Annotated in this window: 19 protein-coding genes; 15 read left to right on the forward strand and 4 right to left on the reverse strand. The window is 71.8% G+C overall.

Annotated features, from left to right (window positions below):
• The first annotated feature begins 72 nt into the window (after positions 1 to 72).
• The 5 genes from RI578_RS26510 (at position 73) to RI578_RS26530 (ending at position 5,737) form a co-directional block, all read left to right on the forward strand.
• On the forward strand, positions 73 to 1,134 hold the full coding sequence (locus RI578_RS26510) for an iron-containing alcohol dehydrogenase family protein (protein ID WP_310873415.1): 1,062 nt from the start codon (positions 73 to 75) through the stop codon (positions 1,132 to 1,134).
• A 203-nt stretch (positions 1,135 to 1,337) separates the two neighbouring features.
• Positions 1,338 to 1,658: a 50S ribosomal protein L21 gene (rplU, locus tag RI578_RS26515; RefSeq protein ID WP_007449531.1), complete on the forward strand. Its 321-nt coding sequence runs from the start codon at positions 1,338 to 1,340 to the stop codon at positions 1,656 to 1,658.
• Positions 1,659 to 1,672: 14 nt separating this feature from the next.
• Positions 1,673 to 1,927: a 50S ribosomal protein L27 gene (rpmA, locus tag RI578_RS26520; protein WP_003976205.1), complete on the forward strand. Its 255-nt coding sequence runs from the start codon at positions 1,673 to 1,675 to the stop codon at positions 1,925 to 1,927.
• Between the two features lie 129 nt (positions 1,928 to 2,056).
• A complete protein-coding gene (obgE, locus tag RI578_RS26525) occupies positions 2,057 to 3,493 on the forward strand; it encodes a GTPase ObgE (protein ID WP_310873416.1) in 1,437 nt (478 codons plus the stop codon).
• A 204-nt stretch (positions 3,494 to 3,697) separates the two neighbouring features.
• A complete protein-coding gene (locus RI578_RS26530) occupies positions 3,698 to 5,737 on the forward strand; it encodes a glycosyltransferase family 4 protein (RefSeq protein ID WP_310873417.1) in 2,040 nt (679 codons plus the stop codon).
• Positions 5,738 to 5,816: 79 nt separating this feature from the next.
• On the opposite strand, the gene RI578_RS26535 is transcribed toward RI578_RS26530, so the two are convergent.
• Together RI578_RS26535 and RI578_RS26540 are read right to left on the reverse strand one after the other, a co-directional pair.
• On the reverse strand, positions 5,817 to 9,380 hold the full coding sequence (locus tag RI578_RS26535) for a CDP-glycerol glycerophosphotransferase family protein (protein ID WP_310873418.1): 3,564 nt from the start codon (positions 9,378 to 9,380) through the stop codon (positions 5,817 to 5,819).
• A gap of 23 nt (positions 9,381 to 9,403) precedes the next feature.
• On the reverse strand, positions 9,404 to 11,635 hold the full coding sequence (locus RI578_RS26540; RefSeq protein ID WP_310873419.1) for a CDP-glycerol glycerophosphotransferase family protein: 2,232 nt from the start codon (positions 11,633 to 11,635) through the stop codon (positions 9,404 to 9,406).
• Positions 11,636 to 11,979: 344 nt separating this feature from the next.
• Here RI578_RS26540 and galE point away from each other — a divergent pair, with 344 nt between their 5' ends.
• Positions 11,980 to 12,951, forward strand: coding sequence for a UDP-glucose 4-epimerase GalE (gene galE / locus RI578_RS26545; RefSeq protein WP_310873420.1), 972 nt, complete (start codon positions 11,980 to 11,982; stop codon positions 12,949 to 12,951).
• 61 nt (positions 12,952 to 13,012) lie between these two features.
• On the opposite strand, the gene RI578_RS26550 is transcribed toward galE, so the two are convergent.
• Positions 13,013 to 15,055: a hypothetical protein gene (locus RI578_RS26550; RefSeq protein ID WP_310873421.1), complete on the reverse strand. Its 2,043-nt coding sequence runs from the start codon at positions 15,053 to 15,055 to the stop codon at positions 13,013 to 13,015.
• 354 nt (positions 15,056 to 15,409) lie between these two features.
• Here RI578_RS26550 and proB point away from each other — a divergent pair, with 354 nt between their 5' ends.
• From proB to RI578_RS26575, 5 genes are all read left to right on the forward strand, one after another.
• Positions 15,410 to 16,534, forward strand: a complete 1,125-nt coding sequence (gene proB / locus RI578_RS26555) for a glutamate 5-kinase (protein ID WP_310873422.1) — start codon at positions 15,410 to 15,412, stop codon at positions 16,532 to 16,534.
• A 145-nt stretch (positions 16,535 to 16,679) separates the two neighbouring features.
• Positions 16,680 to 17,156: a hypothetical protein gene (locus RI578_RS26560; protein WP_307852189.1), complete on the forward strand. Its 477-nt coding sequence runs from the start codon at positions 16,680 to 16,682 to the stop codon at positions 17,154 to 17,156.
• Positions 17,157 to 17,260: 104 nt separating this feature from the next.
• Positions 17,261 to 18,547 (forward strand): glutamate-5-semialdehyde dehydrogenase, encoded by a 1,287-nt coding sequence (locus tag RI578_RS26565; RefSeq protein WP_310873423.1) that lies wholly within the window; start codon positions 17,261 to 17,263, stop codon positions 18,545 to 18,547.
• A 189-nt stretch (positions 18,548 to 18,736) separates the two neighbouring features.
• On the forward strand, positions 18,737 to 19,306 hold the full coding sequence (locus RI578_RS26570; RefSeq protein WP_310873424.1) for a hypothetical protein: 570 nt from the start codon (positions 18,737 to 18,739) through the stop codon (positions 19,304 to 19,306).
• A gap of 85 nt (positions 19,307 to 19,391) precedes the next feature.
• Positions 19,392 to 20,462, forward strand: a complete 1,071-nt coding sequence (locus RI578_RS26575; RefSeq protein ID WP_310873425.1) for a hypothetical protein — start codon at positions 19,392 to 19,394, stop codon at positions 20,460 to 20,462.
• Between the two features lie 27 nt (positions 20,463 to 20,489).
• Here the strand turns inward: RI578_RS26575 and RI578_RS26580 are convergent, their stop codons facing one another.
• Complete coding sequence (locus RI578_RS26580; protein ID WP_310875866.1) at positions 20,490 to 21,632, reverse strand: M48 family metallopeptidase; 1,143 nt, start codon at positions 21,630 to 21,632, stop codon at positions 20,490 to 20,492.
• Positions 21,633 to 21,774: 142 nt separating this feature from the next.
• Between RI578_RS26580 and RI578_RS26585 the strand changes: the two genes are divergently transcribed.
• The 4 genes from RI578_RS26585 to RI578_RS26600 all read left to right on the forward strand — a co-directional run bounded on the left by RI578_RS26585 (position 21,775) and on the right by RI578_RS26600 (position 24,810).
• Positions 21,775 to 21,936, forward strand: coding sequence for a hypothetical protein (locus tag RI578_RS26585; protein ID WP_167355229.1), 162 nt, complete (start codon positions 21,775 to 21,777; stop codon positions 21,934 to 21,936).
• Between the two features lie 142 nt (positions 21,937 to 22,078).
• Complete coding sequence (locus RI578_RS26590; protein ID WP_121746983.1) at positions 22,079 to 22,246, forward strand: hypothetical protein; 168 nt, start codon at positions 22,079 to 22,081, stop codon at positions 22,244 to 22,246.
• A 58-nt stretch (positions 22,247 to 22,304) separates the two neighbouring features.
• Positions 22,305 to 23,015, forward strand: a complete 711-nt coding sequence (gene nadD / locus RI578_RS26595; protein WP_310873426.1) for a nicotinate-nucleotide adenylyltransferase — start codon at positions 22,305 to 22,307, stop codon at positions 23,013 to 23,015.
• Between the two features lie 16 nt (positions 23,016 to 23,031).
• On the forward strand, positions 23,032 to 24,810 hold the full coding sequence (locus RI578_RS26600) for an LCP family protein (protein WP_310873427.1): 1,779 nt from the start codon (positions 23,032 to 23,034) through the stop codon (positions 24,808 to 24,810).
• Positions 24,811 to 24,923 lie beyond the last annotated feature (113 nt).

A 24,923-nucleotide genomic window follows, 5' to 3' on the forward strand; every position in this document is an offset into this window, starting at 1 on the left:
CGGGCAGCCGTGCCACCGAACCGCCCCGCCGACCTGCCCCGCCGAACCGCCCCCGCGAGGAGAGAAGATCACGTGCCGGTACTGACGAGGCTCATCCCCTCGCCGCTCGTAGTGGACATCCGTCCGGGCGCGCTCGACGACCTGGCGAGTGTCCTCGCGGACCAGCGGATCTCCCAGTCCGGAAAGCTCGCCGTGGCGATCAGCGACGGCTCGGGAGCCCGCCTGCGCCGGAGACTGGAGCCGTCCCTGCCCGGCGCCGACTGGTTCGAGGTCGGCGGCGGCACCATCGACGACGCGGTGCGGCTGGCCGACGGCATGAAGGCGAGCCGCTACGACGCGATCGTCGGGCTCGGCGGCGGCAAGGTCATCGACTGCGCCAAGTTCGCCGCGGCCCGCGTCGGCCTGCCCATGGTCGCCGTGGCCACCAACCTCTCCCACGACGGCATCTGCTCGCCGGTGTCGATACTCGACAACGACGCCGGCCGCGGTTCGTACGGCGTGCCGACGCCCATCGCGCTCGTCGTCGACCTCGCGGTGATCCGCGAGGCGCCGATCCGCTTCGTGCGCTCAGGGATCGGCGACGCCGTCTCCAACATCTCCGCGGTCGCCGACTGGGAGCTGGCCCACCGGGTCAACGGCGAGAAGGTCGACGGCCTCGCCGCCGCCCTGGCCCGGCAGGCCGGCGAGGCCGTGCTGCGCCACCCCGGCGGCTGCGGCGACGACGGGTTCCTGACCGTGCTGACCGAGGGCCTGGTGCTGTCCGGCATCGCCATGTCGATCGCCGGGCACACCCGTCCCTCGTCCGGCGCCTGCCACGAGATCAGCCACGCGCTCGACCTGCTGTATCCGAGGCGGGCGGCGAGCCACGGCGAGCAGGTGGGCATCGGCGCGGCCTTCGCGACGTATCTGCGCGGCGACCACGAGGGCTCCCTGCTGATGGCCGGGACGCTGCGCCGGCACGGGCTGCCCGTGGTGGCCCAGGAGATCGGGTTCGACGACGAGGAGTTCGTGCGGGCCGTGGAGTTCGCGCCGCGGACCCGGCCCGGCCGGTACACGGTCCTGGAGCACCTAGACCTGTCGCCCGCGCGGGCCGAGGAGGCGTACGCCGAGTACGTCGCGGCGGTCACGGAGTGAGGCTCCGGGGCCCGGTTTGACCCCTGTCGTGCGGCCCCGTAATCTTGACCGTCGGCGTGTCGACTGACGCGTCACATCCCCGTAAACCTTTCTTCCTTCCGGGTGCGGGCCCCGACGGGCCCCGGCCGGGAGAGGCTGCCCGCGTGTTCACCGGGCGGCTGGACTGCGGGGGTGCCGTTCCAGAGCGAGAGAGTGAGATCCGCGTGTACGCCATCGTGCGCAGCGGTGGTCGCCAGCACAAGGTTGCTGTCGGCGACATCGTTGAGGTTGACAAGATTTCCACCGCCCAGGTCGGCGACACGGTCGAGCTCTCGACCCTGCTCGTGGTCGACGGCGACGCTGTGACCAGCGACCCGTGGGTGCTGGCCGGCATCAAGGTCCAGGCCGAGGTCGTGGACCACCACAAGGGCCAGAAGATCGACATTCTGCGCTACAAGAACAAGACCGGCTACCGCCGTCGTCAGGGCCACCGCCAGCAGTACACGGCGATCAAGGTCACTGAGATCCCCGCGGCTGCGAAGTAAGGGACTGAGAACAGATGGCACACAAGAAGGGCGCATCGTCCACTCGGAACGGTCGCGACTCCAATGCCCAGCGGCTCGGCGTGAAGCGCTTCGGCGGTCAGGCCGTCAACGCGGGTGAGATCCTGGTCCGCCAGCGCGGCACCCACTTCCACCCGGGCGCCGGCGTCGGCCGTGGCGGCGACGACACGCTGTTCGCCCTGCAGGCCGGTGCGGTGCAGTTCGGCACCCACCGTGGCCGCAAGGTCGTGAACATCGTTCCGGTCGCCTGATCGGAAACTTTCGCGAGGCGGACCTCACTTCCCTTCCGGGGAAGCGGGTCCGCCTTTCGCGTGTTACCCAAGAGACACCCACGAGACATTTCCGCATCAAGTAGTAACCGGTAACTGGAGGCACATCCCATGACCACCTTCGTGGACCGCGTCGAGCTGCACGTCGCCGCGGGTAGCGGAGGCCACGGCTGTGCCTCCGTCCACCGTGAGAAGTTCAAGCCGCTCGGCGGCCCGGACGGCGGCAACGGCGGCCGTGGCGGCGACGTGATCCTCACCGTCGACCAGTCGGTGACCACGCTCCTCGACTACCACCACTCGCCGCACCGCAAGGCCACCAACGGCAAGCCCGGCGAGGGCGGCAACCGCTCCGGCAAGGACGGTCAGGACCTGGTCCTGCCCGTGCCCGACGGCACCGTGGTCCTCGACAGGGCGGGCAACGTCCTCGCCGACCTGGTGGGCCAGGGCACCTCCTACGTCGCCGCGCAGGGCGGCCGGGGCGGCCTCGGCAACGCGGCGCTGGCCTCCGCGCGGCGCAAGGCGCCCGGCTTCGCGCTGCTCGGCGTGCCCGGCGACCTCCAGGACATCCAGCTGGAGCTGAAGACCGTCGCCGACGTGGCGCTGGTCGGCTACCCGAGCGCCGGCAAGTCCTCGCTGATCTCGGTGCTGAGCGCGGCCAAGCCGAAGATCGCCGACTACCCCTTCACGACGCTCGTCCCGAACCTGGGCGTGGTGACGGCGGGCTCGACCGTCTACACCGTCGCCGACGTCCCCGGCCTGATCCCCGGCGCCAGCCAGGGCAAGGGCCTCGGCCTGGAGTTCCTGCGGCACGTGGAGCGGTGCAGCGTGCTCGTGCACGTGCTGGACACGGCGACGCTGGAGTCCGAGCGCGACCCGGTCTCCGACCTGGACATCATCGAGGCGGAGCTGCGCGAGTACGGCGGCCTGGACAACCGGCCCCGGATCGTCGTCCTCAACAAGATCGACGTGCCCGACGGCAAGGACCTCGCCGAGATGGTCCGGCCGGACCTGGAGGCGCGCGGCTACCGCGTCTTCGAGGTGTCCGCGGTGGCCCACATGGGCCTGAAGGAGCTGTCCTTCGCGCTGGCCGAGCTGGTGGGCAACGCGCGCGCCGCCCGGCCCAAGGACGAGGCCACGCGGATCGTCATCCGGCCCAAGGCCGTGGACGACGCGGGCTTCTCCGTCACCCGCGAGGAGGACGGCCTGTTCCGGGTGCGCGGCGAGAAGCCCGAACGCTGGGTGCGCCAGACCGACTTCAACAACGACGAGGCCGTCGGCTACCTCGCCGACCGGCTCAACCGCCTCGGTGTCGAGGACAAGTTGATGAAGGCGGGCGCCCGCAACGGCGACGGCGTGGCCATCGGCCCCGAGGACAACGCGGTCGTCTTCGACTGGGAGCCGTCGGTGACGGCCGGCGCCGAGATGCTCGGCCGCCGAGGCGAGGACCACCGCTTCGAGGCGCCCCGCCCGGCCGCCCAGCGCCGCCGGGAACGCGACGCCGAACGCGACGAGGCGGAGCGCGAGTTCGACGGTTTCGAGCCCTTCTAGGCTCGGTACCCGGCTCTCTGGGACACGGCCCGACCCTGCGGGCGGCAGCACGCCGCCCGCAGGGTTACACAGGTGTGTCGAGGCCGTGATCTGCTGTCGAACATCGATGTGTACGTTGTGAGGAGGATGTGGTCACAGCTGTGTGGCCAGGGGTGGGTGAACGGACTGACCAGCCGTTTCCCGAAAGCAGAGAGAAGCCGCCAAGTGAAGATCGCATTTCTCGTCCGGGACCTGTGCCACATGGGGGGCGTGGTCAGCGCGACGCAGAACCTCGCGGGGGCGCTCGCCGAGCGGCACGACGTCGAGATCGTGGCCCTGCGCAAGGTGCGCGACGAGTCGTACTTCCCACTGGACCCGCGGGTGTCCGTCCGGGTGCTCAGCGACATGCGTCCGCACTCGCCGGTCTCCGACGTGGACGACCCGCTGTCCGACAAGTTCCCGCTGATCTACCCGCTCAACGCCGGTGCCAAGACACCCGTGGTGAGCAGGCTCGCGGAACTCAGGCTCCTGGAGTACCTGGAGACCACCGACGCCGACGTCGTCGTCAGCTCCAGCCCGCGGAACACGATCATGCTGGCGCAGGCGCGCGGTGACTACCTGAAGGTCACTCAGGAACACTCGATGCCCGCCATCTACGCCACGGACATCAAGGAACGCCTCTTCCCCGCCTACCGGTCCCTGGACGTCCTCACGGCGCTCACCCCGGAAGAGGTCGCCGCCATCGGCAAGCAGGTGCCCGCGGTCGCCAACCGCCTCGCGGTGATGCCCAACTGCGTACCCGCCTCCACCATCAGGGCCACCGGCACCAACAAGGTCGTGGTCTCCGCCGGGCACCTGACCGGCAACAAGAACCACGCCCTCCTGATCGAGGCCTTCGCCAAGGTCCACGCCGTCGCGCCGGACTGGACGCTGCGCATCTACGGCCACGGCGCCGAGAAGAACAAGCTGCGCGCCCGTATCGAGGAACTGGGGCTCTCCAACAGCATCCTGCTGATGGGCCAGACCTCGCCGGTCACCCCGGAGTTCGGCAAGGGCTCGATCTTCGTCCTGCCCTCCAAGCGCGAGGCGTTCGGCAACGTCGTCGTCGAGGCGATGGCCGCCGGGCTCCCGGTCGTCGCCACGGACGCCGACCACGGGCCGCGCAACATCCTCACCGACGGCGAGGACGGGCTGCTCGTCCCGCGCGATGACGTGGACGCGATGGCGGAGGCGATCCGGAGCCTCGTCCAGGACGACGGGCTGCGGCAGAAGATGGCCGCCGCCGCCGTCCGCAACGCCGAGCGCTTCCACGAGCGGGCCAGCCGCGAACGCTTCGAGGCCATCATCGAGGAGGCCCTCGCCCGCAAGGAGCTGCCCCGCCACGCCACGGCCCGCGTGGACCGGCAGGGCTCCGTCCACGTCGCCGTGGGCACGCTGCCGCCGAGCGCCGGGCAGGCCGACCTCGTGCTGCGCAAGGGCGCCGCCGCGGCCGGCGAGCACCGCTTCCCGTTCTCCGCCGAGGGCGACGCCGTCGTGCCCTGGGACGCCGGGCTGCCGCACGGCACCTGGGAACTGACCCTGGCCACCCGCGAGGGCGACCGCGAGGTGGCACTCGGCACCGACGGCTACGGCTGCGACACCCGGGACCTGCTCGCCGTGGAGCTGCCGCGCCCGCAGGGGCCGGCCCTGGCGGTGCTGCTGCCGCACCTGCACGAGGACGGCGGGCTACGGCTGCGCAGCGCGCTGCGCGACGTCCACGCCGAGGTCGGCCCGGTCAGGGTCGACGAGCGGACCATCGCCCTGAGCGCCGAGCTGTGGGGCGCCCGGCCGGCCGCGGGGGCCGTCGTGGAGGCCGTGCACCGCCGGGACAAGGAGCGGGTGCTGACCTTCCCGCTGCGCGACGAGGGCGACGGCCGGGTGGCGGTGGACATCGACTGCGCGACGCTGGTCGGCGAACACACCGACGCCGACGAGAAGGAAGTCATCTGGGACTTCTCGCTGCGCCCGGCGCCCGACGCGCCCCGGGTGCAGCTGGCCAAGCTCGCGACCGACGTACTGGCGCCGATCAACGTGTTCACCTTCCCGCGCCCGGTGATCAGCGAGGCCGTGGCGGCGGGACCGACGGTACTGACCCGGGCGGTGCGCAAGTCCCGCCGGGCACTCGGCCGGACCCCCGCGCCGCTGCCGCCCACCCGCCGGCGTACGGAACTGCGGCCCTACTTCACCGCCGCCTGCCAGTTCGCGGTCAAGACCGTGCGGCTCTGACCCCGTACCGCGCGACACAAGAGGGCGGGGCCCGGAGGAGAAGTTCCTCCGGGCCCCGCCCTCTCGCGCTGTGCGCCGCTCAGCCCTCCCGGGCCTGCTCCAGCATCCGGTCGACGACCCGCGCGGACGCGTTGCCGTCGTCCAGGTCGCAGAACAGGTGGTGGAAGCGGTCGAACCGGTCCTGGTACTCCGCCTGGACCTGGTCGATGTCCCGGATCGCGTCGACCAGCTCCTTGGAGTTGTCGATCAGCGGGCCGGGGGAGTCCTGCTCGAAGTCGAAGTAGAACCCGCGCAGCGTGTCCCGGTAGTGCTCCAGGTCGTACGTGAAGAACAGCATCGGCCGCTTCAGGTGCGCGTAGTCGAACATCACCGACGAGTAGTCCGTGATCATGATGTCCGCCGCGAGGTAGAGGTCGGCGATGTCCGGGTACTCCGAGGCGTCCCACACGAACCCGTTGCCCGCGCCCGGTACCGCGTCCACCACGTTGGAGTGGCGGCGGATCAGCAGCACGTGGTCGTCACCCAGGCGGCGCTGGGCGTCCTCCAGGTCGATGCGCAGGTCGAACAGGTACTGGCCGGCGCTGTGCGACTGGTCGTCGCGCCAGGTCGGCGCGTACAGGACGACCTTCTTGCCCTCGGGCAGACCGAGCGCCTTCCTGACCCGCGCCGCGATCGCGTCCTTGTCCGGCGAGTACAGGTAGTCGTTGCGGGGGTAGCCCGCCTCCTGGATCTCACCGTCGTAGGAGAACGCCCGCTTGAGGATCGGCGTGCTGAAGCGGTTGGAGGAGACGAGCAGGCTCCACTGCTTGGCCTCCAGCGCCAGCTTCTCCTGGTAGCGCCGGTCGAAGTGCAGCGTGTCGATGTCGTGCCCGATCTTCTTCAGCATCGTGCCGTGCCAGGTCTGCACGATCGACTGGCCCGGCCGGCGCACGATCCAGTCGGGAAGGTGGCCGTTGGTGACGATGTAGCGGCTGGAGGCCAGCGCCTCGTACCACTCCTTGCCCCACATGCGGACCTTCTCGATCCCGTCCGGCAGGTTGACCTGGCCGTCGCGGACCGCCCACAGGTGCTTCAGGCCCGAGTCGCGGCGCTTCAGCTCCTCGTACATCGCGCGCGGGCTGTCCGAGAACTGCTTGCCGTTGTAGCTCAGGTAGAAGACCTGGTCCTTCAGCGGCTGCTGGAACAGCGGCTCGTACACCTCGCTGCGCAGCTCCCGCTGGCGGTACGAGCCGCGCTCCAGGTCGCTCAGCTCGGAGCGCGCGTTGAGCTGCGGGAAGTCGCCCCAGCGGTTCTCCAGCCAGTAGCGGCGGCCACCGAGTTCGGCCTGGACCGGGAAGGAGTCCGCGGCCAGGCGGTCGACCACGAAGGGCACGTCGGGCGCGCTCTCGTCCTCGGGCCGCAGGAAGAGGTTCCAGCGGCCGGCGCGCAGCGGGACGTCGCCGTTGCCGCCGAGCCGGGAGGGGTCGAAGGCCACCTCGAAGCGGCCGTCCTCCAGCCAACGGGTCTCGACGAACCGCTCCTCGTAGCGGTTGCGCGGCTTGAGCAGGAAGCGGGAGCCGGTCAGCCGCGGGTCGGCGTGCCCGGTGAGGGCGATCCGGCCGTCGCGCACGGTGGCGGTGTCGATCAGGGCACGGCGGGTGCGGCCGGAGAACTTCAGGAAGCCGGTGTGGCCGGCCACCACGGCCAGCTCGACCAAGTGCGCCTGGCTGCCGAGCGACGCGGGCAGCGGGAACTCGGCGTCGGACAGCCCCTCCTGCATCACGGTGCCGAACCGGCGCTCCTTGCCCTGCGGGTCGGTCGCGACCAGCACCGTGGACCAGGTGCGCTTCTCCGGCTGGGCCTTCTCGTCGACGCCCTCGTGGAAGACGAGCGCCACGTCGGCCACCGGCACCTCGACCGAGAACGCCTGTCCGCCGCCCTCGCGGGTCACGGTGACGGGGTACTCGAGGGTCTCGGCGCCCTTCTGGTTCTTGACCCGCAGGGCCACCTGCTCGTCCGAGGCGAGCGGCTCGCGGATCTCACCGGTGACCTTGATCCGGTCGCCCTCCAGGGCGCGGCCGGTGATCAGGGCGCGGACCTTCTCGATGCGCAGCTTCAGGGCGCCGCGCTCGACGGACGGCAGCAGCCGGAAGTCGGGGCTCAGCCAGTGATACGGCGGGAAGTTGCAGGACGCGCCGCCGCTGGAGTGGACGGCGTGGCGCCGCACCAGGCCGGAGGAGAAGATGCCGAGGCCCACGTGCCACACGGCCTCCTGCCACTCGCCGCCCTTGCGGAGCCGGGCGGGGTCGATGGTGACCTCCCAGCCGGCCCAGTCGTAGTTGTAGCGGTCCTGGCCGGAGTCGGTGGTGACCTCGGGGCGCGGCACGTTGCGGGCCGGCAGCAGGATGCGGCGGCGGGAGCGGTCCTTGCGGAGCTGGAGCACCTTGACCGAGGCCTTGCGCGACGGCTGGTCGATCTTGTCGATCCAGGCGTTGCCGGACAGCAGGAGCTTGCCCCCGGACCAGCTCACGTCCTGCAGCGGCGCGCGCATGTTCAGGTGCTGGTCGATGCGCAGCGCCTCCTTGGGCAGGTGCAGGTCGGCACCTTCCAGGGAGGGCCACGAGGCGTACTTGCGGACCAGGCCGCTGACCTCGGGCGTCTCGCGGCGGCGCTGGCCGGCCAGCAGGGCGATCAGCTCCTCCATCTGGTGCTTGCGCACCAGCAGCCACTGCACGCGCAGCTCGGCCGGGAGGTCCATGACGACCTTGGGGTCGATGCTGTCGAGGAATCGGTTCGCCGAGCGCAGGAACTCGGCCCGGTACTCCTCGTCGCCGTCCGGCACCACGTTGAGGAACAGCCGCAGGTCGTCGCGGAGGACACGGGTGTCGTACTCGCGCTTGAGGCGGGCGTACGTCTCACCGGGCTGCTCGGCGAGGAAGGCGCTGATCTCCATCACGGAGGTGACGCGGTCGCGCACACCCGCCGGGTCGGTGCGGCGCTGCGTGATCGACGGGGCGGACTCGCCCTCGCGCAGCCGCCAGTAGTAGCAGGGCTCCGAGATGACGTCGACGCTCTCGGCCAGGTAGTGGGCCCGCATCGTGACCGGGGTGTCCTCGTACAGCCGGCCCTCGGGGAAGGCGAAGCCGTTCTTCTCCCAGAAGGTGCGGCGGAAGACCTTGTTGCACGCGATGCGGTCGGCGACGAGCTTGGCGTAGCGGGATATGTGGGTGCCCACCCGGGCCTCGCCGGCCAGCATCCGCATCAGCGGGACCTGCCAGGACTTCTCGCCCCTGAGATGGAACACGTTGCCCGTGGCGAAGTCCGAGCCGCTCTCGTCGAGGCTGCCGACCATGAGCCGGTAGGCGTCCGGCGGTATCAGGTCGTCGCTGTCGACGAAGGTCAGGAACTCCGCGTCCGGCGCCAGGTGCGCCATGCCGGTGTTGCGGGCGGCGCCGAGGCCGCCGTTCTCCTTGCGTATGAGCTTGAAGCGCGCGTCGCGGGAGGCGTACTCCTCGGCGATGGCGGCGGAGCCGTCCGGTGAACCGTCGTCCACCATCAGGACCTCGAAGTCGCGGAAGGTCTGTGCCGCGAGCGAGTCCAGACAGGCGGGGAGGTAACGCTCCACGTCGTAGATGGGGACGATGACACTGAGCCGAGGGGCCATGGCTTGGTGATCTCCTTTCGGGGTCAGGCCCGCTCGACCAGTTCGAGCGACTGGGCGGGGGTCGGGGCGTGAGGGCGTTCGTCGAACGGGACGACGGGCAGCAGGCTCTCTTCACCGAGGAAGACGCGTCGCACGACGCGTTCGGCTGCGTGTCCGTCGTCGAATTCGCAGAAACGCCGGCGGAAGGCGTCCCGGCGCTCGGTCGTGTCCCGGCTGTCGTACTCGCCCGAGGCGAGCAGCCGCAGCAGCTCCGCCTGGGTCGTGGCCACCGCGCCGGGCGGTTCCTGGAGCAGGTCGAAGTAGGTGCCGCGCACCGCGGAGTAGACGTCCCAGTCGGGGACGTAGCTGATGATCGGGCGGTCCAGTACGGCGTAGTCGAACATCGCCGAGGAGTAGTCCGTGATCAGGGCGTCCGCGGCGAGGTACAGCTCCTCCACCCGGGCGTGCCCGGAGACGTCGACGATGCGGCCGGTGCGGCGCAGTTCGGCGACGTGCGGGGAGCTGCCGTAGAAGTAGTGGCCGCGCACCAGCAGGGTCACGTCCGGCCCGAGCTCGTCGGCGATCCGGGCCAGGTCCAGCGGCGGGGTGAAGCCCGGCTGGTACTCGCGGTGCGTCGGCATGTAGAGGAACGCCTTGGCGCCGTCGGCCAGTCCCAGCGCCGCGCGCGCCGCGCGCACGTCCTCGGACGTGGCGTTGACGAGGGCGTCGTTGCGCGGGTAGCCGGTCTCCAGCGTCGTGTACGAGCAGGGGTAGACCCGCTCCCAGATCACGGTCGAGAACTGGTTGGCACTGATGCTGAAGTCCCAGCGGTCGCACCGCTCCAGGAGCTTCTCGAAGTCCATGTCGGTGGAGGCCGGGAACTTCTGCTGGTCCAGGCCCATGGTCTTCAGCGGGGTGCCGTGGTGGGTCTGCACATGGACCTGGCCCTCCCGCTTCACCACGGAGTCCGCGAAGTTCACGTTGTTCACGAGGTACTTGGCGCGGGCCAGGGCCGCCCAGTACTCGCGCGAGCCCACCCGCACGGCCCGCACGCCCTTGGGCACCTGCGCCGCGTTCTCCGCGCGGACCGCCCACACGCGGCGCATGTGCGGGGCCAGCCGGGCCAGTTCGGCGTCGATGGCGGCGGGGTTGCAGGAGACGCTGCGGCTCCAGTAGGCGGAGAACAGCACCAGGTTGTCGTCCAGCGGCAGCCTGAGCTGGGACTGGTAGAACGCGCCCATGGCACTGCGCTTGGACCGGTTGAGCGCGGTACGGGTGCGGGTCTTGACCCGCTGGCGGAACTTCACCGCCGCGAGCGCGCTCACCATGGTCGTGTACGCGTCGCGCTCCAGCATCCCGTACTTGTGACCGCGGCCCCCGGCGGGCCGGGTGAAGCCCTTGGGCAGGCGGGCGCGGTAGTCGGCCGAGGCGCGGTGGAAGAACTCCGCCCGCGCGTCCTGCGGCAGGCGGCCCGGGCGCTCCAGGACGGTCAGGTAGTGGTCGGCCATCTTGCGGAACAACGGGCCGCGCCACTCGGCGAGTTCCTCGTGCGCGTCGAGGAAGTCGAAGACCCGCTGGTACTGGTCGAAGACGTCGAAGTGCTTGCGGCTGACCGTCTTGAGGATGTTGCCGCCCTCGCGGCGCTGCCGGTAGCGCACGCAGACGCGGTCCAGTACGGCGATCCGCTCGGCGCTGATCAGGGAGCAGAACGTCCAGGGGGCGTCCTCGTAGTACCCGGGCGGGAAGGTGAGCCCGGTCCGGGTGACGAAGTCGCGCCGGTAGGCCTTGTTCCAGACGATCTGCAGCAGGTCGAGCAGCTTGGGGCGCTCGGCGAGGGAGAAGACGTCCGGGCCGTCCTGCTTGAGGAGATCGGCCCGCAGGTTCGGGCGGACCCTGCCGTCCCAGTAGGTGCGGGCGTAGTCGAAGACCAGAATCTCGGGATTGTCCGTGGCGTCGAGCCGGTCGCGAATGGCGGACAAGGCACCGTCGGACAACGTGTCGTCACTGTCTAGGAACAACACGTAATCGCCCGTGGCCTTTTCCAGTCCCGCGTTGCGCGCACGCCCCAGGCCCACGTTTTCCGTGAGGTGAATCACATGAATCCGGGAGTCCCGTTTCGCGTACTCGTCGAGAATGGCCCCTGACCCGTCCGGCGAACAGTCGTCGACCGCGATGATCTCGAAGTCCGTGCAGTCCTGTCCGAGTACGGAGTCAAGGCACTCGGGCAGATAGCCCTGCACCTTGTACACGGGGACGACGAGAGAGAGTTTGGGCATCCTTACAACCTGTTCCGAGAACTGACCACGGGACCGCGGGCTGGGACCGGAACGCGTTCCGGGCGCCGTTGGGGCCTGGAGCGCGCCGCCGCATCAGCGTAAAGGATTCACGCGGAGTTTCCGCTGGCACGGTAGTCGGACCGTCTGTGCCCTGTCACAGCGGGAAATGGCCGGGGCGGGAGGCCCGAATCCATCGCTTCGAAGCGGCTGGAGAACTTCCTCACATTCGGCCCCCCTGTCCTCTTTATTGACTTCCGTCGCCTTCCGCCCCATGTGCCCGACTCGATTTTCCGGGGCGCACGGACGAGTCTGCACCCAGAGACAGAGATCTGGGAGGCATGAGGATGAGCTGGCTGGTCACGGGCGGAGCCGGGTACATCGGAGCGCATGTGGTGCGCGCCCTGGCCGACGGCGGTGAACGCGTGGTCGTGTACGACGACCTGTCCACCGGCAGCACCGACCGCGTGCCCGACGGGGTGCCGCTGGTCGTCGGCAGCGTGCTGGACCGGGCGGCGCTGGAGGACGCGATTCGTGACCATGCTGTGACAGGTGTGGTGCACATCGCGGCCAAGAAACAGGTCGGGGAGTCGGTGGAGCGGCCGCTCCACTACTACCGGCAGAACGTGACGGGCCTGGCGACCCTCCTGGAGGCCATGACGTCGACCGGCGTCGGCCGCCTCGTCTTCTCCTCCTCCGCGGCCGTCTACGGCATGCCCGATGTGGACCTCGTCACGGAGGACACCCCCTGCCTGCCGATGAGCCCCTACGGCGAGACCAAGCTGATCGGCGAGTGGCTGATCAACGCCGCCGCCCGGGCCCACGGCATCCGCGCGGCGTCCCTGCGCTACTTCAACGTCGCGGGCGCGGCCGCCCCCGAGCTGGCCGACTCCGGCGTCTTCAACCTCATCCCCATGGTCTTCGAGCGCCTGGAGGCGGGTGACGCCCCGCGCGTCTTCGGCGACGACTACGCCACGCCGGACGGCACCTGCGTACGGGACTACATCCACGTCGAGGACATCGCCTCCGCCCACCTCGCGGCGGCCCGGCGCCTGACGGACGCCCCCGAGGGCACGTCGCTCACCCTCAACATCGGACGCGGTGAGGGCAGTTCCGTCCGGGAGATGGTGGACCGCATCCTCAAGGTCACCGGCAGGCAGGACATCGCCCCGCAGGTGACCGAACGCCGCCCCGGCGACCCGGCCCGCGTGGTCGCCTCCGCCGACCGCGCCCACGAGGAACTCGGCTGGTCGGCACGCCACGACCTGGACGACATGATCGACTCCGCCTGGCAGGGCTGGCGCCACCACCACGGCTGACCACCACGGCTGGCCGACGAGGCTGACCGCCGGGTGGTGAACGGGGGCCGCCCCCGGCGGATCAGGCCCCGGCGCGCCGCCCGCCGCCGCTGCCCGCGGGCAGCGGTGCCGGCTGCTGTCGTGGGCCGGGGAGCGCGAGTTCCGTGGTGAGCCGCTCCGCCATCCGCGCCCGGTGTTCCCCGGCCGCCGCGCACAGCGCCCCCACCGCCCCGGCGAAGCGCTCCTGGGACGGCGGCTCGGCCGGGCCCAGCAGGCGCAGGGCCAACGCGGCGCGCTCCTCGGCCAGTTCGTCGCGCTCCGGGTGCCGGACCGCGTCCAGCAGCTCCGGCACCCCGGCCGCGTCCGGCGTCAGCACGGTCGCCGCCGCCACCGTCGGGAACGACTTGCGGAACCCGTCCTCGGCCAGCCCGCTGGTGTTGGCCACCGCGTACGGCTTGCCGCTCGCCAGGAAGTCGCTGATCACGCTCGACACGTCACTGATCAGCAGGTCGGCCCGGTTGAAGCAGGCGTACAGCGGCGGCCGGGCGTCCGTGACGACCTGGTGCTCCCACTCGGGCAGCGAGGCCCAGTACGCCTCCTCCCAGGCGGCCGTCGCCCGCGTCACGGCCCCGGCCCGCCCGGGCTCCGGCGCGGACCGGCGCAGCATCCGCTCCGCCTGGTCGGCGGCCGACCGGAAACCGGCAGCGGTGAGCCGGTCCAGCTCCGCCGTCCGCCGGGCCAGCTCAGCGGCCGCCGACGCCCCCGGCCGGGGCCCGCTCCGCGCCCGGTTCGCCGCCCGCACCAGCTCCCGGATGCGCAGATCGGCGGCCCCGGCCCGCGGATCCACCGACCCCGTCAGCGGATGCGGCTTGTACAGCAGCCGTACCCCCGGGTCCGCGAGCAGCGCCCGTACGAGGTTCTCGCCGGCCTCGACCACCGACGTGTTGCCGGGGTTGCCGTCCCAGCCCTCCCACGTGGGCGCGTACAGGACGGTCGTGAACGCCCCCGGGGCGGGCGGCCCCGCGTACGGCCGTACGGCGTCCAGCTGCGGGCGGCCGATCTCCACCACGTCCTTGTCCTCGACGCCGACCTCCGCCAGCGCGTACCGCTCGCGCGCCGCAGGACCGGCCACCCACACCTCGTCGTACGCCTTCGCGTACGGGTTGCACGAGGACAGCTTGTCGCTCTCCCCGTGGTTGACGAAGGCGTGCTTGATCGTGGGGATGCGCAGGACCTGCGAGGTCTTTCCGGAGTTGGAGGGGTGCAGGAGGACCCGGAGCGTGGAGTGCTCCAGGCGCATCAGCGTGGACACCTTCGGCAGGCACACGACCGGGATGTCGGTCGCCGCGATCCGCTGCACCATGAACCGCTCCCGCAGCACGATCACCGGCCGTCCCTCCAGCCGCGCGAGGGGCTCCAGCCACATGTTGGCCTGGTAGGCCGAGGACGCCCCGCCCGAGAAGTACAGGCCGACGGTGGGCCGGTACTCCGCCAGCCACGCCTCGAACCAGTCGAGCACCTCCTGCTCGCCCGCCGGCCGGCGCCCCGGCAGCAGCCGCAGGAGCAGCGCGCCGAGGCCCGTCAGCGCCACCGACAGGGACAGCGCGAGGCCCGCCGCGCCGTACACCGGCGCGTCGGTGGCCGCCGTCGCCAGCAGCCCGGCCGTCGCCGGCAGCCCGAACGCCGCCAGCCGGTGCCCGGGGCGGCGCAGCAGCAGCAAAGGCGCCGGGGTCAGCCGCAGCGCCGAGGTGTCGATGTTCCGGGTCACCACGGGCAGCGTCCGGGTGCGCCGGACCAGGACGGACACCGCCTGGATCGCCCAGTGCAGCCCGTAGAAGGCGAGCAGCCCGGCGACGAGGGGGGCGTACACCGTCTCCCGGTGCTGCTCGCCGAGCCGCAGCAGGCCCACCACGAGCAGCAGGTCCCGCAGCACGTGCCGCACCGTGACGTCGGCGTGCGACTTGGCGAACAGCGACACCATGCCCCGCTGCCAGCGGTACAGCACCGCCTCGGCGGCCAGCGAACCGGCGGTCGCCGCCAGCAGCAGCGGCACGTGCGGCAGCAGCGCCCCCACGGCCTGCGCGGCGAAGGCGGCCGCCAGCACGCCGAGGACGAGCAGCTTCACGGCGGTCCGCCGGAGGGGGAGCGCGAGTCGGAGGAGACGCAGGCGGGGGAGGGCGGACCGGAAGGGGCCCCGGCGGGGGGCAGGGCGGCGGGGAAGACTGCGGCGGGGCAGGGATAGGGGCACTGCGGTCGCTCCAGGCTTGCTCGTCGCGCATCGGACATCCGGGTTAACGGCGGCCGACCTCCGGACGACACGCGCGTGTTGACGGCCCCCTCGACCCGGTGGGCGCCGCGGCCCCTGTCCAGCCCCCTGTCCGCAGCCTGGACCGCGGCGCGGGACGCGACCCCGTTCGCGTAGATTGCCTGGCGAGCGCCCGGATCGGCGCGCGTCGACGGGAGAGGGCGGGCGGCAACAGTGGCTGGGGCAAGGCAGGCCGTGGGCGAGGCCCGCAGGATCGTCGTCAAGGTCGGTTCCTCCTCGCTGACCACCGCGGCGGGCGGCCTGGACGCCGACCGGGTCGACGCGCTCGTCGACGTCCTGGCCAAGGTGCGGGGCGCGGACAAGGAGGTCGTCCTCGTCTCCTCCGGCGCCATCGCCGCCGGGCTCGCCCCGCTGGGCCTGCGCCGCCGACCCAGGGACCTGGCCCGCCAGCAGGCCGCCGCCAGCGTCGGCCAGGGCCTGCTGGTCGCCCGCTACACCGCGTCCTTCGCCCGCTACGGGGTCCGCGTCGGCCAGGTGCTGCTGACCAGCGACGACATGAGCCGCCGCGCCCACCACCGCAACGCCTCCCGCACCCTCGACAAGCTGCTGGCGATGGGCGCGTTCCCCATCGTCAACGAGAACGACACCGTCGCCACCGACGAGATCCGCTTCGGCGACAACGACCGGCTCGCCGCCCTCGTCGCCCACCTGGTCCGCGCCGACCTGCTGGTGCTGCTGTCCGACGTGGACGGCGTGTACGACGGCGACCCGAGCAGGCCGGGCACCTCGCGGCTGGCGGAGGTGCGGGAGACGGCCGACCTCGCGGGCGTCGACATGGGCAGCGCGGGCAAGGCGGGCGTCGGCACCGGCGGCATGGTCACCAAGGTCGAGGCGGCCCGGATCGCCGCCGCCGCCGGCATCTCCGTGGTGCTGACCAGCGCGGTCCACGCGGCCGACGCCCTGGCCGGCAAGGACACCGGCACCTACTTCCACACCACCGGCAAGCGCTCCGCCGACCGGCTGCTGTGGCTCCAGCACGCCTCCACCCCGCAGGGGGCGCTCGTCCTCGACGACGGGGCGGTGCGCGCGGTCGTCGAGGGCCGCAAGTCGCTGCTGCCGGCCGGGATCGCCGGCGTCGAGGGCGAGTTCGCCGCGGGCGACCCGGTCGAGCTGCGGGACGGCGCGGGGCGCGCGGTGGCCCGGGGGCTCGTCAGCTTCGACGCGAAGGAACTGCCCCGGCTGCTCGGCCGCTCCACCCGGGAACTCGCGCGTGAACTCGGACCGGCGTACGAACGCGAGGTCGTACACAGGGACGACCTGGTGATCCTGCACCCGTAATGGGTCGAAACGTCCCCGAATCGGCGGTGGACGTTCCGCAAAACCGCCCCGCGATCTTGCGCGGCCTGCTCAACTTTCCTTCAGGGACAAGCCCGGCCGACCACCGGGCCGAGCCGTGTGCGTGAAGGAGGCCGTCGTGAGCGGAGTGCGCCCTGGAACGGCGGCGTCCCGCGGCCGCCCCGGCAGCGGCTCCCGCAACGCGTCCCGCCCGGCCGGCGAGGAGCGCGCCCTGACCAGCGTCGCGGCCGGCGACCGGTTCCGGGGCGAGGAGCCCGAGCACACCCCCCGCCTGTGGCACGTCACCCTCAGCGTCTCCGGCGCCCGGGCCCCGATCACCGAGGTCCGGCGCGCCCTGGAGCAACTCGCCCACGACCATCCCTTCCTGCTGACCAGCCGCTACGCCGACGACCACGCGGAGATCCGGTACTGGGAGGAGGCCCGCGACCTGCACGACGCCGCCGCCGTCGCCCTGCGCCTGTGGGGCGAGCACCGGCAGACCGCGGGGCTGCCGCCCTGGGAGATCGTCGGCCTGGAGGTCATCGACCGCGCGACCTACCACCAGCGCATCGCCGCCGGATACGGGCCGGCCCCGGCGACCCCGGTCGGAGTCCACCCCTTCTAGTCACCTTTTGGTCCGGGGTTGGCCCCCTTTGTTGCCGTCCGGGCCGTGTCTCGGGGTTTGGGACGACCGGTGGAGGGCGCCGCGCCGCCTACTACGCTTCCCCCATGACCACGCTCTCGCCGTACGACTCGATGTCCCCGGTCACCCGGGCCGCCTACCGGGCCAAGTCCGCCGCGGCCGACCTCGCGCCGTTGCCGCGGGCCGCGAAGGACGACGCGCTGCTCGCCGTCGCGGACGCGCTGGAGGTCCGTACCAGCGAGATCGTCGAGGCCAACGCCCAGGACGTGGCCAAGGCCCGCGCCGCCGGGACCAGCGAGGCCATCATCGACCGGCTCACCCTGACCCCGGAGCGGGTCCGCGCCATCGCCTCCGACGTGCGTGACGTCGTCGCGCTGCCCGACCCGGTCGGCGAGGTCGTGCGCGGCTCCACCCTCCCCAACGGCATCGACCTGCGCCAGGTCCGCGTGCCGCTCGGCGTGGTCGGCATCATCTACGAGGGCCGGCCCAACGTCACCGTCGACGCCGCGGCCCTGTGCCTGAAGTCCGGCAACGCCGTCCTGCTGCGCGGCTCCTCCTCGGCCTACCAGTCCAACACCGCCCTCGTCCGGGTCGTCCGCGACGCCGTGGGCGGGGCCGGGCTGCCCGCCGACGCCGTGCAGCTGGTGCCCGGCGAGAGCCGTGAGAGCGTGCGCGAGCTGATGCGCGCCCGCGGCCTGGTCGACGTGCTCATCCCGCGCGGCGGCGCCTCGCTGATCAACACGGTCGTCCAGGAGTCCACCGTCCCCGTCATCGAGACCGGCACCGGCAACTGCCACGTCTACGTCGACGCGCAGGCCGACCTCGACATGGCCGTCGACATCCTGATCAACTCCAAGGCGCAGCGCGTGAGCGTCTGCAACGCCGCCGAGACCCTCCTGGTCCACCAGGACATCGCCGCCGACTTCCTGCCCCGCGCGCTGGACGCCCTCGCGGCGGCCGGGGTCACCGTGCACGCCGACGAGCGGGTGATGGCGTACGCCGAGGACTCCAAGGTGACGGCCGTCGAGGCGACGCCGGAGGACTGGGAGACGGAGTACCTGTCGTACGACATCGCCGCGGCGGTCGTCGACTCGCTCGACAAGGCCGTCGAGCACATCCGGCTGTGGACCTCCGGCCATACCGAGGCCATCGTGACGACCTCGCAGCAGGCGGCCCGTCGCTTCACCCAGCTGGTCGACTCCACGACGGTGGCGGTGAACACGTCCACCCGTTTCACGGACGGCGGTCAGTTCGGTTTCGGCGCCGAGATCGGCATCTCCACGCAGAAGCTGCACGCCCGCGGCCCGATGGGGCTGCCGGAGCTGACCAGCACCAAGTACATCGTCACCGGTGACGGGCACGTACGGCGCTGACGGGCGCGTACGGCGCCGACGTGCGGGTCGCTCGCCGACGGGCGGTCCGCGCGCCGCGGTGCACGCCGGGGGCATATGTGGACGGCACGCGCCCTCGGCCGCGCCCCTGAACCGATCGGGGCATCTCACCCACCGGATGAATTTCCCCGCCGTCTGCCCAAAACGACCTACCAGGTCTACTCTGGACTCGTGCCGGAGGACGTGGGGGGTAGGCCGTTCCCTGACGGCTGGGAGCCCGACGACGATCACGACCATGGGGTGTCGGACGAAGAGTTCGCCTCCGTGGTCTTCGACGAGGCCTTCGTACAGGCGGCCGCGGTGCACGAGCCGACCGCCGTCGAACGCCTCCTGGCCGCCGCCCAGGCCAGAGCCGAGGCCACCGAGGCGGAAGCGGCCCGCCGCGGCCGCGGAAGAGCCGAGCGCTTCGACGACGGGTACGGCGATTTCGGCCATGATCCCGACCTCGACGACCCGGACGACGACCGCGACCCCCTCGACCGCCCGTACGGCGCTCCCGCGGCGTACGGCAAGCAGGTCCGCTGGCACCGGCCCGTCGCCTGGGCGCTCGCCCTGGTGATGGGCGTCGGCATGGTCGCGCTGGCCTTCGTGGCCGTCTACCGGGGCGCGTCCTCGGGTGGCGGCACGCGGCCGGTGCCGCCACCCGCCTCGACCGGCCCCGAACAGGGCGGCACCGTGACCCCCTCGGCCTCCGCCGACTACTCGCAGCCCGCCGTCCCGGTCATTCCGCGCAGCCCCTGACCTGCCGTCCTGCCGCCGGGAACCTGGCCCAACTTGACCTGCACCGGCGCGTTTACGCGACCTTCCGCAGACCTACCCTGAAGGTATGGCAGGGCTTGGCGATCCGCCCGGAGGGACGCCCGAGGGCGCGCCCGGAGGCGGCGACGAAGAGTACCGATCCGTCGTCTTCGACGAGTCGTTCGTCCGCGCTGCCCGCCTCCAGGAGTTCTCCGCCCAGGAGCGCCTGACCGACCACGCGCCCGCCGTACGCCGCCGCACACCGTTGCGCCGGGCCGGACTGTCCCGTCAGGCGCTGGTCCTGGTCGTGCTGATCGCCGTCGCCTTCGGCACCGCCATCTACATGGGCGTACGGCACCCGTACCAGAGCCCCGACGCGCAGCGGGCGGCGGAGCCGGTGCGGATGACCGTCGTCCCGCTCGCCCCCGAGGGCAGGGTGCCCGGCGCCGACGACGTCGCGCAGCTGTACGAACACAGTCCCGCGGCGCACTTCCGGTCCGCGGCCGAGGGCGTCCCGCTGCCGGGGGCCCGGCGCACCGCGCACTTCTCGGACGACCAGGTGCTCAACGCGCTGACCACCGCCAAGAACTACATCGTCCGCTCGGCGCTCGACCCGGACGTGCTCGGCGGCGGAGAGGTCCGCTCGGTGCGGGTGTTGCTGGACCCGGACCAGCTCGACCAGTTCGACAAGAGCTTCGAGAAGCCCGTCGCGGACGGCCGGCACGCGCCCACCGGATGGCTGGTGCGCTTCGACCCGGCCCGCGCCGAGCTGGCCGACGCCGAGATCAGGGTGAACGGCAGCCTGCGGGCCGTGGAGAGCGACGCGTCCACGCTGAAGGTCACCGCCGACCACACCATGGTGTACCCGCTGCGGTCCGCCGGCGACGAGGGGGCCGAGGCGTCGCTGTTCACGGTCCGGCGCGAGCTGCACTTCCGCTTCGACCGGGACGACCTGCGGCTGCACCAGACACAGCTCGTCGCCGCCTACGTCCAGGCCGGGCCGCTCTCCTGCGCCGAGGACTCGGCGAGCCACCTCCGCCCGCTGCTCGCGGGCCAGACGGCCGGGACCGGCGCCCCCGCCGGCACCGACCCGTACACCACGGACAACGCCACGGCCCTGTGCGGCACCCTCGCGGCAGGCGCCCAGCCGAGAGTGTGAGGGCCGGGGCGCCGCCCGTACGTCCGCTCAGGCGCCGTCGCGCGGCGGGCGGTCGTCCGGAGCGCCCGGTCCGCCGGCCCCGCCACCGGGCCCCTCGGTCCCGTCCCCGTCCTTGGGCGGCCGCGGCTGGGAGGCCGTGAAGCCGCCGAAGCCCCGCCGCATCCGGTCGCCGAGGTCACCGGCGCCGCCCGCGATGTCGTTGACCAGCTTCATCAGGGGGTCCTTGGAGCCGCGCACATGCGTGGCGTAGCTGGACGCCGACTCGCGGAAGGAGTCCCGGACCGAGGTGTCCTTGTCCTCGTCGCGCCGCGGGTAGTGGCCGTCCATGATCCGCTGGTAGTCCCGGGACGCCGCCCACTTCTTCAGCTCGGCCGCCCGCACCGTCGTGAAGGGGTGGGAGCGGGGCAGCACGTTCAGGATCTTCAGCACGGAGTCGCGCAGGTCGCCCCCGGCCTCGTACTCGTCGGCCTGCTCCAGGAACGCGTCCACGTTCATCTCGTGCAGGTGGTTGCCGCCCGCGATCTTCATCAGGCCCCGCATGGAGGCCTGGAGGTCCTGGCCGACCAGCAGACCCGCGCGGTCGGCGGACAGCTCCGACTTGCGGAACCACTCGCGCAGCGCGGTCACGATCGCCATGATCGCCAGGTTGCCCAGCGGGATCCAGGCGACCCGGACCGCGAGGGACGTGAGGAACAGCAGGACGGTCCGGTAGACCGAGTGCCCGGACAGCGCGTGCCCGACCTCGTGCCCGACGACCGCCCGCATCTCCTCCTCGTCCAGCAGCTCGACGAGGCCCGTGGTGACGACGATGATCGGTTCGTCCAGGCCGATGCACATCGCGTTCGGGGTCGGGTCCTGGTTGACGTACATCGGGGGGACCTTCTCCAGGTCCAGGATGTAGCAGGCGTCGCGCAGCATCACGTTCAGATGGGCGAACTGCCGGTCCGAGACCCGCACCGAGTCGGACAGGAACAGCAGCCTCAGACTCCGCTCGGGCAACAGGCCGCTCAGCGCCTTGAAGACCGTGTCGAAGCCGCTCAGCTTGCGCAGCGCCACCAGGGCGGAACGGTCGGCCGGATGCTCGTACGCACGCGAGGAGATCCCGGGGAAGCGCCTGCGCTGCCTGCTCGGCACGTTCTCGTGCCCGTTGTGCTGGTGGCCGTCGGACATGTCTTCCCCCATGTGCGTGTGTGTGGCCTGTGCGTGTGCCCGGCCCTTTACGAACCCTTGTGCGGCCCTTTGCGCCCCCGAAGCCGAGCCCAGCCTAGGCGGAGATACCGTGGACGGGCAGTGCAACGAAGGAGTCCACGTCATGGCGCACACCCCCCACACCGACTGGCTCGCCACCGCGGCGACGGCGGCCGAGCAGCAAGGGGCGGGGAATCTGCTCCGGGTCGTGCTGATCGTGATGGTGGTGGGCTGTGTGCTGACCGCGTGGTTCCTGCTGCGGGGGTACAAGCGGAAGGACGACTGAGGAGATCCGAAGGTTCCCCGGACCCCTCCGACCGGTCATCGGCCGGTCACCAACGGCGGAGTCGGCGTGATCGCCCGAGAGGCGCCCGCATACGATGAGCGGACGTCTTTATCCCGCCCACACCGGATAGGTCCTGCCGAAGATGAGCTTCCACAGCACCGCTGCCCAGTTTGTCACTCTCGCCTCCGAGGGCGGCGAGGAGCACAGCGGCAACCACGAGAGCCTCAGCCCCTACGTCACCGGCATCGGCGCGTTCGTCATCCTGATGCTCCTGCTGTGGATCACCACCCGGTTCAACCGCGACCGCTGAGCGCGGGGGCAGTGGGCCCGGCAGGAGCCCTCGGGCCGGGCCGGTAGGGTCTGCACGCATGGGAGAGCAGGACATGCCTACCGGTCCGGCGCACGAAACGGCGCACGCGCCGGCGCGTGGCACGCAGAACCGCGCGGTGCCCGCCCGCGCCACCGGCCGGGGCAACGGCCCGCGGTCGTCGGGCAAGCGCCGCCTCGGCGTCATGGGCGGCACCTTCGACCCGATCCACCACGGGCACCTCGTGGCGGCCAGTGAGGTCGCCGCGCAGTTCCACCTCGACGAAGTGGTGTTCGTGCCCACCGGGCAGCCGTGGCAGAAGAGCCACCGCACGGTCTCCGCGGCCGAGGACCGCTATCTGATGACGGTCGTGGCGACCGTCGAGAACCCGCAGTTCTCGGTGAGCCGCATCGACATCGACCGCGGCGGTCCCACCTACACCGTGGACACCCTTCGCGACCTGCGCGAGCTCAACCCGGACGCCGACCTGTTCTTCATCACCGGCGCCGACGCCCTCGCCCAGATCCTCACCTGGCGCGACAGCGAGGAACTGTTCTCCCTGGCGCACTTCATCGGCGTCACCCGGCCCGGCCACACGCTGACGGACGCCGGACTCCCCAAGGGCGGCGTCTCACTCGTCGAGGTCCCCGCCCTCGCCATCTCCTCCACGGACTGCCGTGCGAGAGTCGCCAAGGGCGATCCCGTCTGGTATCTGGTGCCGGACGGGGTCGTGCGCTATATCGACAAGCGCCAGCTGTACCGCGGCGAGTGAGCCGAGAGGGGCACCGGTGAACGACGGATACGACACGGGCTACGGCGGCGACCAGTACGAACTCGTGGGCTACGACGAGTACGGCCGGCCGGTGTACCGCCCGGCCCAGGGCCAGGCCCCGGCCCAGCCCGGCGGGCAGCAGGCGTACGACCCGTACGCGCAGCAGGGTCAGCACGACCAGCAGGGTCAGCAGTACGGGCAGCAGGGCTACGGCTATGACCCGTACACCACGGGCGGACAGCAGCCCGCCCCGCAGCCGTACGAGACCTATGACGGCTACGGCTCCCAGACCGGCTCGCAGGTCGGCTACGACACCGGCCGGCAGCCGCCCACCCCCGGCTACGACGCCTACGACGGCTACGCCTCCGGCACGCAGCCGCAGCCCTCGTACGACCCGTACGGGCAGGCGGCCACCAGCGGCCGGCAGCCCCGGGTCGCCGAGCAGACCGCCTACATCCCGCAGCAGGCGGGCCCGCCCGGTGAACCGGAAGCCCCGGAAGAGACGCCGGAACCCGACCGGGAGTACCGCACCGAGCAGTTCGCCTTCGTCGAGGAGCCGGCCGACGACTCCGAGGACGTCATCGACTGGATGAAGTTCACGGAGAACCGCACCGAGCGCCGGGAGGAGGCCCGGCGGCGCGCACGCGCGCGTGTCGTCGCCCTGGTCGTCGTCCTGGCGCTGGTCGTGGTCGGCGGCGTCGGCTACCTCTGGTCCGCCGGAAAACTCCCCGGGCTGTCCTCCTCGGACGACAAGACGGGCGGTACGACGGCGGCGGGCGCCCAGAAGCGCGACGTGATCGCCGTCCACCTGCACGACACCACCGGCGGCGGCACCTCCACCGCCCTGCTCGTCGACAACACCACCACCAAGCGGGGCACCGCCGTCCTGGTGCCCAACTCCCTCTCCCTGACCGGCGACGACGGCAGCACCACCACGCTCGCCAAGTCCGTCGACGACGACGGTCCCGACGCCACCAGGACCGCGCTCGACTCGGCCCTCGGCACCGACATCGAGGGCACCTGGCGCCTGGACACGCCCTACCTCCAGATCCTCGTCGACCTGGTCGGCAACATCGAGGTCGACACCGACACCGACGTCCCCGACCCGGCGGCCAAGGACAAGGGCGCCAACCCCCTCGTGCGCGAGGGCGAGGGCCAGACCCTCAGCGGCAAGATGGCCGTCGCCTACGCCACCCACCGCGGCTCCGGCGAGGAGGCGGGCGCCCAGCTGCGGCGCTTCGGGCAGGTCATGCAGGGAGTGCTGCGCAAGCTGTCCTCGGACCCCGCGGCCGCGACGACCACCGTCCAGACCCTCGGGCTGATCCTCGACCCGCCGCTGACCGAGAAGGACCTCGGCTCCTTCCTCGCCGGGCTCTCCGACCTCGCCAAGGGCGGCGACTTCGAGACCGCGCTGCTGCCCGTCCAGGACGACGGCAGGCTCAGCGCCGAGGCCGGTGACGGCATCGTCAAGGAGGTCCTCGGCGGCACCGCCAAGAGCCCCGACAAGGACGCGGCCGTCAGCGTCTCCGTCCGCAACGCCACCGGCGTCGAGGACCGCACCGGCAAGGCCCGCGTCGTCCTCCTCAACGGCGGCTTCACCTTCCTGGAGGGCGGCACCGGGTCCGGCACCGAGGCGACGTCGAAGGTCGTCTACGCCGAGGCCGCCGACAAGGAGAACGCCGTCCAGGTCGCCAAGACCCTGGGCCTGCCCACCGGCTCCGTCACCCAGGGCGAGGTCTCCGCGAACGCGAGGGTCTCGGTGGTGCTCGGCCAGGACTACGAACCGGCCTCCTAGAGGCCGGGCTCCTGGAGAGCGGCTTCCTGGAGACCGGCCTCCGGCGGGCGGGTGATTATCACGTGGGCCGCCGTCGGCGGTCGTGAGACCCTTGAGGTCAACCGACCGCCGAC

Source organism: Streptomyces sp. BB1-1-1 (assembly GCF_031597775.1).
GTDB classification, from domain to species: Bacteria; Actinomycetota; Actinomycetes; order Streptomycetales; family Streptomycetaceae; genus Streptomyces; species Streptomyces thinghirensis.